This is a genomic window from Streptomyces anulatus (genome assembly GCF_000721175.1).
GTDB classification, from domain to species: domain Bacteria; phylum Actinomycetota; class Actinomycetes; order Streptomycetales; family Streptomycetaceae; genus Streptomyces; species Streptomyces anulatus_C.
Map to the genome: position 1 here is coordinate 1 of NZ_JOEZ01000026.1, position 16,078 is coordinate 16,078.

Consider the following 16,078-nt stretch of genomic DNA (forward strand, 5'->3'; position numbering starts at 1 on the left):
AACGACAGCAGCAGACTCACGGCCGGCACCCCGTCACCGCATCAGGAATGGTGCACTTTCATCCGTACGAGGTGGTGCACGTTCGCTTGTACGCCGACATCACCCAGCCGGCGAGGTGCGGAGGGCGGTTGAGAGACGGCGGCCTCGCGACGGCTGCGGCGTTCGGCATCCACGGCCTCAAGAACGGGGACCGGCCGGTGCGGGCGCCTGCCGATGGCGGCGCCGGCCGTGCCGGCCTCAGGCCGGTCGGCCGCTGCCGCCTTGACCTGTGCGACCTCACGGGCCCGCTCGTTGCGCTGGGCCTTGGTCATCTGCCCAGGCCACTGTTCGGCCGTGGCATGAGCGGCGAGCAACTCCAGCATCACAGGCAGCAGATCGGCGTCCGTGCAGGGCTTGAGACCGGCCTGCTTCGCCGCGGTCAGCAGTTCGCGTACCCGTGCATCGGTGAACGCGGGGATCTCGCCCTCGGGCGGCATGCCCGTCCATCGCAGCTCGTGCCACTCATGCGTGCGCGGGTCCTGGAAGAACGCGAATCGTGCATCCCGGGGATCGCGGTGCACTGTCCAGCGGCCCTTGTGCCGCCCGCCCCGCCCGGACCCCTCCTCCTCGCGGTATGGGTCCAGGGCCCTTCCGTCATAAAAGAGTCCGCGGATCTTCACTCCGCGCTTGCCCTGGATCTGTGCCTGGTGCCGGGGCAGGAGCTGGTAGTAGAGGCTCGGCGAAGGAATCTCCAGGGCCCATCCGCCCTGGGCCATCGAGGCGGCGAACAGCGTGTTCGGACTGTGATCGCCGGCCGGGTCCCAGCAAGGAGCATGCTCGCCCAGGCGCCGGTTCTGCCAGACCCTGACGATCCAGGTCGCCAGCAGATGTTCCATCTCCGCGACGGTCAGGACCGCGTCGCCCTCGACGTCGGCCCCGCGGTCAGCCGTGTCGACGCCGGTGTAGCCGGGGAGGTACTCGAACAGCATCGAGCGTGCGGCCCCGAAGGCCCGCTCGACCGCCTGCTTGTCGGTCGGCCGCAGCACCCGGGCCGGCAGCACCTTCACCCCCAGAACGTGCTGGACCTGCACGAGGTGATGGTTGCGATAGACGCTGCCGTGATCGGTGGTGACCGTCTCCGGCGCAAAGAACGGCAGAGCGGCCACCTCGTGTCCGGCGAACTCCGCGACCAGGGCCGCGGGGACGCCGGGATAGGGCCACTCCATGTCCTCGCCCCAGTCGGCCCGCATGGGCAACGGCATCGTCACGTCCCTCAGCAGCATCGCGACGTCGGTCGAGGTGTCCGAGACCAGCGTGAGGCGGAACCCGACCAGCGAGTGCGTGTAAACACACATCGCCAAGGTGAGATAGACGGTGATCGGGTCGTCAAACACCGTCTCCCGCAGCATCACCGGCAGCACCGTGGTGTCCAGAGCGACGACCTGACCAGGACGTTCGACGATCACGTGCTCGCCCGTCGTCTCCAGCAGTGCGGAACGGGCATAGCGCTGACGTGCGCGGCCCGTGCCGAACCACTCCTGCCAGACCACCCGAAGGGTGCCGTAGCTCGGGATCTTCTCGGCAGCCTTCTCGCCGAACGTCTCCAAGACGTACTGGTGGATGAGGCCAACCCGGGCCCGCATGCTGATCTTCGACCGGTGCAGGGTCTCCTGCCGGACGGCCAGGATCGCCTTGCGGACCTCTTCGGTGATGCTCGGGTGCCCGCGTGAGGCCGGGGTCCAGCGGTCGTCGGCGCATCCCATCGAGACATCGACCCGCCGCTTGGACTCCCACCGGGTCAGCGTCCGGTAGCTGACCTGCGACAGGCCCAGCACCTTCGCGTGTTCGGGATCCAGAGCCTTCAGCTCGGCGACCTTCGCCCGGCGCCGCTGGGTGACCGTGGTGCGGTCCGGGTCGTACTCAGGTCGCGGTTCACCCGGCCCGGGATGGAGGGGATCGCCGCCGCGGTATCCGGTCTCGACCTCCAGCAGGTGTCCTCGCCTGATCCGCAGGAGCTTCCGTTGGTGGTCGGTGAGGTCGTCTTCGGTCCTCGGCTGCAGATGCACTCCGGACGCCGTCGCCACCGTCGAGCGCCGGCAGCGAGGGTGGTGGGCGAGCATGCGGAACGACACCGTCTGCCGCGTCCCTGTCGGGGACGTCAACAGCACCCGGCCGTACTGCGGTTCGACGAGATCCACCTGCCATTGCTCGTCGTCCAGGATCAGGCTCTCACCGACCGTCAGTTCCAGTAGTCCTGCTGCCTGCCCGATCATCGGGCCGTCTCCCGCCCGAGACGCAGGACACTGCTGTCACCGAAGGGAGCCGTCAGATCGACGCCCAACTGCCGATGCCAGAGCAGATGCAAGATCACCGGCCGGGCCAGGGCCGGGAACTCAAAGGTGTCCGCCAGCTGCCGGAAGGTGATCGGCTCCGACACGGCCTGCGCGGCCCGGACCGCCTGCAGCAGCAGCGGCTTCAGGCCCAGCGGGTCCCTCATCGGTCGGCGCCGGGAGTAGAGAAGGTCGACGTTTCTCCAGGTCAGCGGCCTCCAGCCCGTGACCACGGTGTAGCCCCATCCCAACGTGAGCGCAACCTCGGACGTGGCCGCGAACTTCATGAGGTCGTCATCACTCATCCGTCCCTCAGGCCGGATATCCACGAGCCACCGCCCTCGCCTGGACAGCAGCAGGAAATCGGGAATGTGCTCACGCCAGCCGCCCTGGCCTTCGAATTTCAGCAGGAACGGCTGCGACAGCATTTCCTCCGCCTCACCCGCGAAATCCACCATTACGACGAATTGGTCCTCGCGATGTGACTCGAAAGCATGCAGGCGCCCTGTCGACAGCATCGGCTCCAGGCCTGGGCGATGGAACTGCCCTCGCCGCCAGGTGAAACCCCGCCATGGAACGCAGCCGTGCAACGACATCCCGTTCAAGTTCTCGACCGGGCCGGCCCGCTTCACTTTGCCGGCCTTCCACGTCGCACTCCAGCGGGCTGACCATCCCCGATCGAGGCTCAGCATCGACCGGCCGAGCCCGAGCGCCCTCTCTCCGCAGGTGAGAGCCAGGTCCTCCCAGCCACACGCATCCGACCAGAGCGAGCCGACCACCCTCCCCTCGAGCAAGTGCGAGCCGGTGGCCCCTTCCAGACTGATCCGCTTCATAGAAACAGCAGACAGGGGACACCGAAGCCACGGAGAGATTTGATCAAAGAGGTGCCAACAAGGGTGAAACGGGCGTAGAGTGCCACCCCTCGTTGACAACCAGTGAGGCCACGCCGGTTAACAGTGGCCGGTTCCGACTAGGGTCTGTTGCGAAAGTGGATCTTGTTCGGTGATGATCACGTCCTGTGGGACGTGGGGATCTGACGAACGGCCAGTGGGCCCGGCTTGAGCCTCTGCTGCCGACGGGCATCAAGCCGGGCCGGCCGCAGGTGTGGACGCGGCGGCAGCTGATAGACGGCATACGGTGGCGGACCCGGACCGGTGCTCCGTGGCGGGACGTGCCCGAACGTTATGGGCCGTGGGACCGGGTCTATGACCTGTTCCGGCGCTGGCAGCGGGATGGCACCTGGGCGCGGATCCTCACGCAGCTCCAGGCCGAGGCGGACGCGAAGGGCCTGATTACCTGGGAGGTCAACGTCGACTCCACCGTCTGCCGGGCCCACCAGCACGCCGCCGGAGCGGCGAAAAAGGGGACCTCCAGAAGGAGCCGCCCGGCGGGATCTTCGTCGAGCCGGCCGACCACGGCCTCGGACGCTCCCGCGGCGGACTGACCAGCAAGATCCACCTCGCGGTCGAGCAGGGGCAGAAGCCCTTGTCGATAGTGATCACGGCCGGGCAGCGGGGCGACTCCCCGCAGTTCGAGCCGGTCCTGGAAGCCATCCGAGTGCCGAGGCTGGGGCTCGGCAGGCCCCGCAGGCGTCCGGACCGGGTCCGGGCCGACAAGGCGTACGACTCCCGCAGCAACCGCTCCTACCTGCGCAGACGCGGGATCAAAGCCACCATCCCGGTTCCGGCGGACCGGGTCCGCAACCGCCTCAAGCGCGGCTCGCGCGGCGGACGGCCGCCGAAGTTCGACAAGGACGACTACAAGCAGCGGCACGCGGTCGAATGCGGGATCAACCGGCTCAAGCGCCATCGGGCCGTGGCCACTCGGTACGACAAACTCGCCGTCCGCTACGAAGCGACCGTGCTGGTCGCAGCCATCAACGAGTGGCTGTGACCAGCACTTTCACAACAGACCCTAGCCCCGGAACTGGCTGCTCCGGGGCCCCTTCATCAGTGGTGGACGAGTCCGGCCGCCCTCGCAAGCGCGAGAGTTGCGTGGAGACCACCAGCGAAAGTAGTGCAGGCACCCACAATCACGACATGTGCCGCTGAATGCAGTCCAACGAGTAGTGCAACGGCGCCAAGACCGGCCACTACCGCCAGAATGAAGCAGATTGCGATTGCCCACCACTTGTGAGGGTATGCGTTGCCGCTCGTGCTCATATCGAATTCTCCCTAGCTAGTTAGAAACCTCCTTTCCTGGAGGACTTGGGAGACCTGGCCCTCATGCTCGATATTCAGTTATCGGTATTCAGTTGTTTGTTCAGGTCTCCGGAATGGTTTTCAATGGGTGGCCGTCACTCCTGGGCAAGGAGTGAGATCAGGTCTTGCTTAAGCCACCCGCCGTTACCGGGGGTCCTCGCGCCAAGGCATCTCCTCCGCAGTGGAGATCGCGACTCGCGTGGTGCTTGGCCACCACGGCGGCGTAGGTCACCGCACGCACCAAAATAGCTTCAACTCAACCGTCAGGCAGTCCTTCTGACGCAGAGGCACACGTGTCAGCGACTCCGAACCCATGCGTCGGCCAGACGGCTCACTGGCAGCCTGGCCCGGAGTGTGCAGGAGTCGATGGCCGTCTCCGTCCTCGTCCGCTCCTCACGAGTAAACGGATGGTACGGAGAGATGTGATCAAGGACGCCAGCCAGCTTGAAACCTGCACGAGGTGCCATCCCTCGTCGACATTCAGTGCCAACCATCACTGAAAGGGGCCACCGTAGCTGCAGGCCAGGATCTCCGATCGGTGCCATGTAGGACTGAAATTCTCAGTGGGACGGGATCGCTGAACATGACCGCGCCGCGCAGGCCGGCGGCCGCGGCGGATCTCAGCGCGGCCGAGGTGAAGAAGCTCTCGCCGTTGCTGGGTACGGACTCGCTGAGGACGAGGCGCGCGATCTCGGCACTCTCCCGGTAGGGCACCTTCTGCGCACCGGGAGTGGTCGTCGTCGCAGGTCACATTGCGCGCCATCTATGAGTCAATGCATTGATGGATTGGGAACGTCTTCGGCAGAGCTCCGATCTCGGGCTTCCAGCCGTGGCTGTCTACTCTTTCGGGTGGTTCAGGTCGCCGTTGTCGTCCGCGCCGTTCTCGCTCGAACTCGCTGCGGTCGTGCGCGGTCACCAACTCCTCGCCGCGAGCAGAGGCGCTGGACTGGCCCCAGCTACCTGCGTGGACGCCCTACCTGCCGTTTACGGTCTCTTTTAAGTCGTTATCACCCAATCTGATGCGAGAAGCGCGCGCCCTCGTTCGCCGGTGCCGCTACGCCTGCGGCCGGAGTGAAGCGACTGCCATGTGGGCTTCGCGGCCTGTGGGAGGGGTGTCGACGCTATCGGCGAATCACGTTCTGGGGCCGATGCGGCGGATCGTCAAATACGTACGCCGGCGGCGTACCGGACGGGTACGCTGTCGGCGTACCTTATGGAGATCTCTGCGGCATACATCTTGGAGTCGGCGATGCGGGACACCGCGAGCCCGTTCGCGTTCGACGGGCCAGTCCCTCTTGACTGCATGATCAACCGGCGGGCGGAGGCCGACACGATCAGGGCATGGACTCACGAGAGCCAGCTGATGACCCTGGTGGCTCCGCGGCGCTACGGCAAGACGAGCCTGATCCGCAAGATCGCGTCCGAGGGTGAGAAGGTCGGGCTGATGGTGGTCACCGCCGACCTCTTCGAGGTTGCCAGTCTCTCCGACCTGGTGCTTCGTCTGGAGCGTGCGTGGGCCCAGCACACACCTGAGGAGCTCCGACCAGCGGCAGGCAAGATCCTCAGCAGCGCTCAGGCCGGCGTGTCGATCTCTGGGGCTGGCTTCGCGCTGACTATGGCCGACAAGCCCACCACTAACCCGGAGCCGGCGCTGCACGCGCTGCTGGAACTGCCCGCCCAGCTAGCTCAGCACAGGCCTGGACGGATCTTGATCGTGCTGGACGAGTTCCAGTCCGTCGCCGGGGTCCCGGAGGCGCAGGCCCTGATCTGGCAGCACGCGTGGCAGCAGCGGCAGACAGTCTCCTACCTCTTCGCCGGCGGCGGACCAGGCATGCTGTCGACTGCGCCGGACGACGAGGAGCGCCCCATAGGGCAGACGCGGACGCTTCAGTTGGACCGGCTGCCGGCCGCGGAGCTTAGCAAAGTGATCAAGGACCGGTTCGCTGCGAGGAACCGGGACGTGTCCGATGTTGTGGACGGACTCGTGGCGGCGGGCGAGCGGCATCCCCAGAGGACCATGCTGCTGGCCCACCTGCTGTGGCAAGAAGTCCCTGCGGGGGAGCGGGCCACCACCGATGATCTCGAAGCAGCGATCGCTGTCGCCCTGCGACAGGTCGACGCGGAGGCCCGCGCCACGATGAGCGGGCTCACTGTGGGGCAGCGCAAGGTATTGCGGGCGGTGGCCGAGTACGGCACGCCCATGGCGGCCCGGGCCTTGCGGGCCCTGGGGCTCCCCAAGACCACGGCCCAGAAGGCGGCCCCGCACTTGGTCGCCACTGGGCTCATCGAAGACACAGACCAGGGGTGGCGCGTGATCGATCCGCTGTTGGCCCGTTGGATCCGGACGAACTACGGGACACGCGCATGAGCATGCAGCCTGACCACGAGGTGGTGTTCGAACGCGGACAGCGAGTGCGAGTCCGGGCCGCCGGAGTGCCCGAGTTCGCTACCATCCGCTTTGCCCTTCCGGGCGACGAGCCGGGTTCGTGGGACCTTATCCTCGTCGATGACCAGGACCGTCGGCACGAGGTGAACCTGGCGGCCGGAGACACTCAGACCGTGCGCCCGCTGGTCAGTGATGGCCGGGCCGATTCTGCCCGGGTGCTGGCCGCCATGTGGACCCAGTGGATGTACGCGGCGGCCACGAACGCAGAGTCGAGTGCCATGGCGGCCACGCCGCTGAAGCCGTATGCGCACCAGACCACGGCCGTGTACGGCGCGATGCTGCCACAACCGCTGCTGCGCTTCCTGCTCGCCGACGAGCCGGGCACCGGCAAGACGATCATGGCCGGTCTCTACATCCGGGAGATGCAGCGACTGGGCCTGGTCAAACGCGCCATCATCGTGTGCCCGGCGAACCTGGCCACAAAGTGGGTGGACGACTTCGAGCGGCTGCTGGGCGGCGGGCTGCGGCAGCTCACCTCGGCGACAGTCCGTGAGAACGCGCTGAACTCCAACGACCTGTGGGTGACCTCCCTGGAGCTGGCCGCGGTCAACCCCGCTGTGCAGGACGCTATCCGGCCGGACAAGGCCGGCTGGGACCTGGTGGTCTTCGACGAGGCACACCGGCTGACCCCGACTGCGGCCGGGTTCCATCAGGTTGGCCGCCTGCTGGCCAAGAACACCCCGAGGGCCCTGCTGATGACCGCGACCCCGCATCGGGGCAAGGAGTGGCTCTTCCGGCATCTTCTGCATCTGGTCGACCCGGAGATCTACCCAGACCCGGGTAGCGATCCCAACGTCGAGCTCAGCGCGCTCAGGCCGGGCCCGATCCACTTCCTGCGACGGATGAAGGAAGACCTGGTCGATTACGACGGCAAGACACGCCTGTTCAAGGGCCGTACCGCCCACAACCACAGCGTTGCCCTGTCGCAGACCGAGTACGGCTTCTACCAGGCCGCGCTGGACATGGTCGACCGGTACTTCGCGCCCTCGGCCCAGCCGCTCGCCCGCATGGTCTACGGCAAGCGGGCGGCGTCCAGTCTGTATGCGCTCGCCGAGACGCTCCGGCGGCGCCACGACCACATGGGCGCCATGAGCGAGGCCGAAGCGGCCCTCATCGCCGACCGCGAGGGCCAAGGTGACGAGGCGGAGATCGACGAGGCCAAGGTCATCCACACGAGCTCGACGTCCACGCGAGCCGAGCGGGCGGCGATCAAGAACCTCGCGGACCAGATCAACGCCACGATCGGTAACCCGGCGTGGACGCCGTCGAAGTGGAAGCGGCTGACCGAGGACTGTCTGGCCAAGCACGGCATTGCCCCCGGCAACGGCGAGCAGGCCGTGGTGTTCACGGAGTACGCGGACTCGGCCGAGTGGATCGCCCGGCGCCTCGAAGCCGAGGGGTTCACCGCCCGTCTCTACTCCGGACGACAGAGCAAGCCCGAGCGCGACGAGGTGCGCCGGGCCTTCATGCGAGGCGAGTTCCAGGTCATCGTCACCACCGACGCTGGCAACGAAGGCATCGACCTGCAGGCCGCCCACGTACTGGTCAACTACGACATCCCCTGGTCACTGGTTCGCCTCGAGCAGCGCATGGGGCGCATCCACCGCGTCGGCCAGCTCCGCGACGTTCACCTGTACAACTTGGTTGCCACCGACACACGCGAAGGCGAGACGCTCCTGCGGCTGCTGGACCACTTCGTCACCGCGGCGAACGAGCTGCGCGGGCAGATGTTCGACAGCCTGTCGGCCGTCGCCGAGATCACGGGCATCGACTACGACAAGTGGCTGTCCGACCTGTACGGCAACGACGAGATCAAGAAGCAGCAGGCGATCGATGCCGCCCGCGCCGTCAAGGCGCAAGAACTCACCCGGGCGGCCCGGCAGGTGCGCGACAACGAGCGTCGCCTGGCCAGCCAGGTCGACGCAGTCGCTGCGCTGACTCTGCTCCAGCGCGACCTGTTCGCCCGAATCAACCCCGCCATCGTCGAGGCGTATCTCGACCGGCTCGCCGCCGCCGGCGTGCTGCAATCCGCCCCTACCGCCGCCGGCACCGGATTCCGGAGACTGTCGCTGACCGGCGGGGCACGGTTCCCGGCCACGCTCGGCAGCACGAGCGAGGTCCACATCGCCACCAGCGGCGACGCGGTACGCGAGGCCGCGGAAAGCATCGACGTCGGCGACACCATCACCCTCGGGCCCGGCGAACCCGGCTTCGCCGACCTGATCGGCATGGCCGAGCACACCCTGGCCGAGGACCTGCACCAGTCCGGCGCCGCCGCCGACCCCACCAGCCTCACCCCGTACGACCTGTACGCGTACACGGCGACCATGACCGAGAGCGACGGCAAGCGCGCCAGCATCTGGGCGAGCCTGGTCAAGGTCGACGACAGCGGCAACGCCCGTCCGGTGCGGTGGGAGACCCTGGCCAACCTGGTGCCCACCGAGCACCACGGGACCGCGCCTCATCCTGCACGTGAAGGGCATGCGCTCACGACGGCCCGCGAGGTGGCCGCCGCCACGGTCACCGAGCACCGACGGGTACGGGCCGACTGGTTCGCCCAGGCGCGCCGGGATCTGACCAACCTGCCACTGAGCCTCACCGAGGACATCGACGACCGGACCAAGCGGGTGGAGCTACGGCGCCGTCTTCAGGCCCAGACCGCCGAGCGGCTCGACGAACTCGAACGGCTCGCGGACGTGCAGCTGACCGACCCGAAGCTGATCGGCCGGATCCGCGTCCTGGCCGCGGCCGACGTCACCGTCCAGGCGGAGATCGATGCCGAACTGGTCTCCATGCGGCACGTCCAGAACCTCCTTGAAGACGACGGGTGGACCGTGGAAGACGTCCACACGGAGAGCCGCGGCTACGACCTGGAGGCCCGCCGCAACAGCCAGATCCGACACGTCGAGGTCAAGGGCGTGCTGGGCAGCGCGGCCAGTGACGGCATCCGGATGACCGGCAACGAGGTCCTGATCGCCACCCAGCACCGCAAGGACTACTGGCTCTACGTCATCGACCAGTGTGCCGACGGCCGGGGCCGCTTCTTCGGCGCCTACCAGGACCCCGCCACCCTTTTCGCCAACGACATGACCGGGAACGCGGTCTTCCGCGTCCCGGGCAGCAGCCTCAAGAACGCACCGGGGAGCAACGCATGACCAGGATGATCGAACGATGGTTTCCCAGCGCGGAGGTGTCGGCCAACAGCGACAAGGGCTGGGGCTCCGGCAACAGCGAGATCTCCCTGTTCATGTGGTTCGCCAAGCGACCCACCGCCCAGGCCAAGGCCGCCACCATCTGCTCGCTGCTGCCGTGGCCCGATGACGCCGAGGAGCAGACGCGGCTGCAGAATCTGGTCCGGGAGGCGATGACAGGCCGCTACGCCGCTTGGAACGAGCTGCAGGCCGAGATCGCCAAGACGAATCCCGAAGGCGCGACCACGCTCGACCCGTTCTCGGGGCGGGGCATGATCCCCCTGGAGTCCGCGCGCCTGGCCGTCCAGGCGTCGGCCGTCGACTACAGCCCGATCGCGGTCCTCGCCAGCCACCTGCTCACCTCCGCACCGTTCGAAGACTGGAGCGAGGAGCCCGAGCTTCCCTTCGGGGAAGAGCGGGACCACCTCTTGATGTCCCGTACGGACCGGCTGCTCGGCGACCTCGAATCGCTGTTCGCGGAGATCCAGACCCGGCACGCGGCCGCCATGAGCGACGTCTACCCCCGTCACAACGGTGCCCTGCCGTGGGGCTATCTGTGGTCCGTCACGATCCCCTGCCAGGAATGCCACCACCGGTTCCCGCTCATTGGCTCCTACGAGCTGATGCCGGCCCGCGGCGACAGGGGGGCCGTGTCGTTCTACATCGACGCGGACCGGGCCACCGGCACGTGGGAGGCGGTGGTGACGCCCGGAAAGCCCACCCGGACTCCCACGCTGACCAACGCCGTGGTGAACGGCAAGAAGGTAGCGGGCAAGAGCGCGATCTGCGTGTTCTGCAACCACGTCCACCGGCTGGCCGTGCACCGCCGATTGCTGGACGAGGGGCAGGGGCAGGACGCTTTGGTCCTCGCTGCGGACATCGACGTCAAGAGCCAGAAGACCTTCCGCCAGCCCACAGACGCAGAACGCGAGGCCGTCGCAGCGGCCGAACGGGCGCTAGCCGCGGAGCCGGCGTTCAGCCCGTTCCTGCCCGCTGTCCCGGACGAAGGCATCGCGCCGGGCAACAACAACATCATCGGCCCGAGCATCTACGGGGCGAAGACCTACGGCGACTTCATGGTCACCCGCCAGACCCTGTCGTATGTACGGCTCGCGCGCATCATCAACGAGCTCGGCGACGAACTGACCGCCGCCGGAATGTCACGGGACTACGTGCGGGCCCTAACTGGGTATGCGACCGCGGTCGTGGTGAAGAAGCTGCGTCGCTCCACACGCGGCGCCCGGTTCCAGAGCAAGGGCGGTGCACAGGTCGGGGATCTGTTCGTCAACGAAGGGTCAATCACCTTCTCCCACGACTTTTTCGAGGCCGGCATCGGAGACGGTCCCGGAACGTGGAAGTCGATCGCGAGCAACGTGCTGGCTGCCTGCCGCAACCTGTTCGCCGACCTGCGTGGCGCTCCGGCCTCCGTGCAGCGGGGAACCGCCACCGCCCTGCCCTTCCCGCCCCGCACCTTCACCGCGGTCGTCACCGACCCGCCATATGACCAGATGATCGCGTACGCGGATGCCTCCGACCTCTTCTACACGTGGGCGAAGCGGTGCCTGCACAACACCTGGCCGGAACTCGCCATCACGGCCGATCCACACGGCTGCCAGGACAAGAGCCAGGAGATCATCGTCAAGCGGGTACGGGGTGAGGCCCCCGACGAGCACCGCACCCGCGAGCACTACGACACCCTCATCGCCGATGCCTTCGCCCAGATGCGGCAGGTAGTCCGGGACGACGGTGTGGTCACGATCGTCTTCGGCCACGGGGAGCCCGAGGTGTGGCAGCGACTGCTGCACTCAATCGAGCGAGCCGGACTGGTGATGACCGGCTCCTGGCCGGCCAACACCGAGTCCGGTGGCCAGCAGGGCAAGGCCAACATCGAGACGACCCTGACCATGGCCTGCCGCCCGGCCCCGACAGGCCGCCCTGCCGGCCGCAAGGGCGCCGTCGAGGCGGAGATCAAGACGGAGATCAAGCAGCGCTACCCCGACTGGGAGCGATGGGGCCTGGCACCTGCGGACATGCTGATGGCCGCCGCCGGCCCTGCCATGGAAGTTGTGGGGCGCTACAGCGAAGTCCTCGACGCCAAGGGCGAGCCCGTCGACATTTATACGTTCCTGCCGCTGGCGCGCGCCGCGGTCCAGGAGGCCATGGCGGTTGAGGTCAACCGTCAGCCGCTGGCAGCCTTCGACGCCCGCACCCGGTTCGCCTTGTGGTGGATCAGGCTTTACGGCCGTCAGGTCCAGGCGAAGTCCGAGCTGCGGTGGCAGGCACTCGCGTCCTCCCTCGACCTGGCCTCGGTGCGCAACCTTGTCGCAGACGCCGACAAGGGAGTCCGCTTCATCACCTCCCGCGAATACAGCGGCAAGGTCGACGGGGATTCCGCTTCCATCGACGTCGCCTTGGCGCTCGCCGCAGCATCCGGCGAGGGACTGCAAGCCATGGGCTACGTGCTGGCGGCTTCCGAGCGAGGAGTCGACGACACCTACCTGTGGTCGACCGTGCAGTTCCTCGCCGACCGGCTCCCCGACAACGACCCGGACTCCATCGCCTTCACCCGCGTCCTACGCACCCGTCCCGGAATCGGCAGCGCCGCCGAAGCCGCCGCTGCCAGCGTCCTCGAGAGCGCCCGCCGTCAGCAGGAGCAGGACGCCCAGCTGAGGCTGCACTGATGACGAACACAGTCCGAGCATCCATGACCACCAGCCCAGGAGACCAGCAGTGACGACGAGCGTGACACCGTGGTGGAAGGCACTGAAGATCCGCCAGGAGATCCTCAATGCCTCCGGCCAGATCGATGACGTGCAGATGTCACTGTTCCGGGCCGTCCACGCAACCGGTGCGGATCGGCCGCCGTACGCGGACGCCGGCTACTACGGGGACATCACCCACCCCACCGAACGCCTCATCGACCTGCTCACCGAGATCGCGGTCCGTGTCGGCGGCGGCGAGGACTACCTCAAGGCTCGGGCCGTCACCCGTCTCGACCAGGGCATGGGCGGCGGTAAGTCACACGCCTGCATCGGTGCCTTCCATCTGGCCGCCGCCCCTGAGGTCCTGCTGGCCACAGAGCTCGGCGAGAGGGTCGCCGAGCGGGCACGTGCAAAGATGGGGCGTCCGCTCGCTCGCGACCTTGGCCAGCCGCATGTCGTCGTTCTTCCCTGCGACAACATGACCGCAGGTGCTGGAGTGAAGGAACTCGACGGGCCGGCAGTCAGCCTTCACGAAAGGTTCTTGTGGCGGCTGTTCTCCAAGGACTACGCCCTTTACGAGCGCTATCAGCCCTTCTGGAGCGACAAGCACAAGATCGCCGAGGCAATCCGGGCTGTGAACCGGCCTGTGCTGATCATCGTCGACGAGATCCTCGACTACATCGGCAACGGCCTCGACGGCAGCAACAAGCCCGACCTCGCGGCCCAGGACATGGCCTTCCTCCGAGCCCTGCTCGACACAGTCAACGACGTGCCCCACGTAGCCATGCTTGTGGTGATGATCGCTTCCGACACCGACAAGACCGCCCTGTCGGCTGCCGCCAAGGAACGCCGCGACGACCTCAACAGCCAGCTTGAACGCAACGGCTTTCCAGCCACGGTCACCGAGGTGGGAGACTTCGCCGACATCTTGCGCCGGCGACTGTTCGACACCGAGCCCGCCCGCGAGGTCCTCGCCGCGACAGCCGCACTCTACGAACCGGTGCTCACCGACCGGGCCTGGGCCAAGCACGTCTGGGAGCAGATCGGTGCTGACTGGCGACGCAACTGGTCCGACGAGGTCGCTGCCTGCTATCCCTTCCACCCCATGTTGATGGCCTTGGCGAAGGACGAGTGGAGCAGGGTCACCGGGTTCCAGCGGGTCCGCTCCACGATTCGCATCTTCGCTGCCACGGTGTATGCCCTGCAGCAGCGCGGCAAGGCCGGTGAGTGGGCGCCAGCGCTCATTGGCCCAGGCGACCTCCCGCTCTCGGACAGTACTGTTCGCGAAGCGCTCCTGGGCAGCGGCCTTGTCGAGGACGACCGTACGATCGCGAACTACCGCAGCCTTGCGGAGATCGAGATCGTCAACCACGACGGATCCACGGGAACCGCACGCCGACAGGATCTCGAGCGGTCTGAAGCCCCCTGGATCGAAGCCAATCCGCACGCGGCCGAGCGCGCGGCCACCTTCATCTTCCTGGCGAGCATCGTCGGAACCCTGCGCCCTGGACGCGGACGCGGCGCCAGCGCACCCGAGGTCAAAGCCGTCACCAGCGTGCCGGACATGCGCTACACGATCACGGATGCCGACAGCGTGGTCGACGAACTCGTCGACCAGGGCCGGGGCATAAGCGCCCTCGACATCGTCCGCGGACAGGGCAACAACAAGCCGGCCCGGTACTTCCTGTCCACCCGGCTCACCCACCGGATGCTCGTCACCAATATCCGGCGCACCATCACCGAAGACGAGCGTGACCAGGTCATCTCTGAGTTCGCCCAGAAACTGGCCAGCAACGGCCCGTTCCGCGAGCTCAAGTTCCTGCCCGCCGACCTGCAGCGCACCGCGACCGAGGTCATGGCCACGAGCGGCCTGGACACCGCCTACACGACCCGCCTCATCGTGCTCGACCCTGCGCAGTTCAGCCTGCGCAACGGCATGGAAAAGTCGACCCTCGAGGCGCTCACCGTCGCGATGGGACTCGGGCAGGGCGCACAGCGACTCCCCGTCCAGTGGGCCAGCAGCGCGGTCTACGCGGTAGCGAATACTCAGCGCCGCAGCCTCGTACGCAGCCTGGCCGTCGAGTACCTGGCCCGGCAGAGGGCCCTGGCCGCACCCGAAGTACAGAACGACAGCGAACTCAAGACGACCGGAACCAAGGAGCTCACCGCCGCGAAGGACCAGCTGGAGAAGGCCCTCAAGCGGGCCTACCAGCACATCGTCTTCCTCGCCCAGCCCGACCCGGACGGAGAACGCTACCTCGACGAGCTCACGCACGACGACGACAACTTCACCGCCCTCAACGGCACCGCCGTCTGGAAGGCACTCGCCGCCCGGGACAAGGTCTTCGACGTAGGGGAGTTCACCCCCCGGGCCCTGCAGCACAACCTCCGCGACCAGGACTACGGCAAAACCCTCTCGGACATCCGGGCCGCGTTCTACAGCGCCCCGCGGCTGCCCTTGCTCTACGGCGGCGACCGTGACCTCCAGCAAGCGATCTACGACGCCGTCAACGAGAACCTCGTCAGCATCGTCGACGGCACGGGCACGGAAGTTGCTGTCACCGCACCCGGGCAGGTCAACCTCGCGAGCACGAGCCTGCGGCTGGCGAAACCGCAGCCTCGGGCATGCCCGGCGTGCAGCGAACCAGCCCACGAGGGCCCGTGTGTGACGAACAGTGCCCCGGAAGCCCCGGATGAGGCGACCCCGAGCGGCGCAGCTAGCCCCGGCCCGTCGAACGGTCCGACTAACGACGACAGCCGAACAACAAGCGGCGGCCGTTCAGACGCCGACACCCCTCCACCCGCCAAGGACAAGCAGGCGGCGTTCTCGTTCACCAGTAACCTGCTGGCCAGCGCCGACAACGCCGACGGGTTTGCCGCACTGTTCCGGGCGTTCTACATGGCCCTGGACGAACGACAGATCAGCTATCTGCAGGGAACGATCCAGGTCGTCCTCAACGCCGATGCCGCCGAGCAGATTCAACAGCGCCTTCAGGAACTGGGCATCGCGGCCAACTTCAAGGAGATCTAGCACGCGACCCGGGCCGCGCCACTCCGTAACAAAGGCTGGCCATTCCAGCTGCCGTCGGCGGTCGAACGAGGTCGACCGCCGACGGCACTGGTCCTGGAAATTGCCGAGGTCCCTCCGGAGGAGGGGCCTCACCTGCTATGCGGGCACATCTGTGCCGGACTCCGTCCGCCGGGTTCGAGACGGCCGTGGTGTCGGTCA

The 16,078-nt window shown here is 67.2% G+C and carries 7 protein-coding genes; 5 read left to right on the forward strand and 2 right to left on the reverse strand.

Going from position 1 to position 16,078, the window contains the following annotated elements:
- Positions 1 to 41 precede the first annotated feature (41 nt).
- Both IG90_RS0127200 and IG90_RS0127205 read right to left on the reverse strand, forming a co-directional pair.
- Positions 42 to 2,252 (reverse strand): transposase, encoded by a 2,211-nt coding sequence (locus IG90_RS0127200; RefSeq protein WP_051860274.1) that lies wholly within the window; start codon positions 2,250 to 2,252, stop codon positions 42 to 44.
- Positions 2,249 to 3,142 (reverse strand): TnsA-like heteromeric transposase endonuclease subunit, encoded by an 894-nt coding sequence (locus IG90_RS0127205; protein WP_233436094.1) that lies wholly within the window; start codon positions 3,140 to 3,142, stop codon positions 2,249 to 2,251. Before IG90_RS0127205 ends, IG90_RS0127200 begins: the two co-directional genes overlap by 4 nt.
- A 185-nt stretch (positions 3,143 to 3,327) precedes the next feature.
- On the opposite strand from IG90_RS0127205, the gene IG90_RS42495 reads away from it, so the two are divergent.
- The 5 genes from IG90_RS42495 to IG90_RS0127240 all read left to right on the forward strand — a co-directional run bounded on the left by IG90_RS42495 (position 3,328) and on the right by IG90_RS0127240 (position 15,880).
- Positions 3,328 to 4,202, forward strand: a protein-coding gene (locus IG90_RS42495) for an IS5 family transposase (protein ID WP_233436093.1) whose coding sequence is annotated in 2 segments (ribosomal slippage) — positions 3,328 to 3,721 and positions 3,721 to 4,202 — 876 coding nt in all. Because the reading frame shifts where the segments join, the coding sequence is not laid out codon by codon here.
- A gap of 1,521 nt (positions 4,203 to 5,723) precedes the next feature.
- Positions 5,724 to 6,878 carry an ATP-binding protein gene (locus IG90_RS0127225; RefSeq protein WP_030589937.1) on the forward strand — a complete coding sequence of 385 codons (1,155 nt, stop codon included), beginning with the start codon at positions 5,724 to 5,726 and terminating at the stop codon, positions 6,876 to 6,878.
- Positions 6,875 to 10,111, forward strand: a complete 3,237-nt coding sequence (locus IG90_RS0127230; RefSeq protein WP_233436092.1) for a helicase-related protein — start codon at positions 6,875 to 6,877, stop codon at positions 10,109 to 10,111. Before IG90_RS0127225 ends, IG90_RS0127230 begins: the two co-directional genes overlap by 4 nt.
- Positions 10,108 to 12,828, forward strand: a complete 2,721-nt coding sequence (locus IG90_RS0127235) for a DUF1156 domain-containing protein (RefSeq protein WP_030589943.1) — start codon at positions 10,108 to 10,110, stop codon at positions 12,826 to 12,828. Before IG90_RS0127230 ends, IG90_RS0127235 begins: the two co-directional genes overlap by 4 nt.
- A 49-nt stretch (positions 12,829 to 12,877) precedes the next feature.
- Complete coding sequence (locus IG90_RS0127240) at positions 12,878 to 15,880, forward strand: DUF499 domain-containing protein (protein ID WP_030589947.1); 3,003 nt, start codon at positions 12,878 to 12,880, stop codon at positions 15,878 to 15,880.
- The last annotated feature ends 198 nt before the right edge of the window (positions 15,881 to 16,078 follow it).

Coding starts and splice junctions, on each gene's coding strand:
- IG90_RS0127200 (WP_051860274.1), bottom strand. CDS start 2,252: ATGATCGGGCAGGCAGCAGGACTACTGGAACTGACGGTCGGTGAGAGC.
- IG90_RS0127205 (WP_233436094.1), bottom strand. CDS start 3,142: ATGAAGCGGATCAGTCTGGAAGGGGCCACCGGCTCGCACTTGCTCGAG.
- IG90_RS0127225 (WP_030589937.1), top strand. CDS start 5,724: ATGGAGATCTCTGCGGCATACATCTTGGAGTCGGCGATGCGGGACACC.
- IG90_RS0127230 (WP_233436092.1), top strand. CDS start 6,875: ATGAGCATGCAGCCTGACCACGAGGTGGTGTTCGAACGCGGACAGCGA.
- IG90_RS0127235 (WP_030589943.1), top strand. CDS start 10,108: ATGACCAGGATGATCGAACGATGGTTTCCCAGCGCGGAGGTGTCGGCC.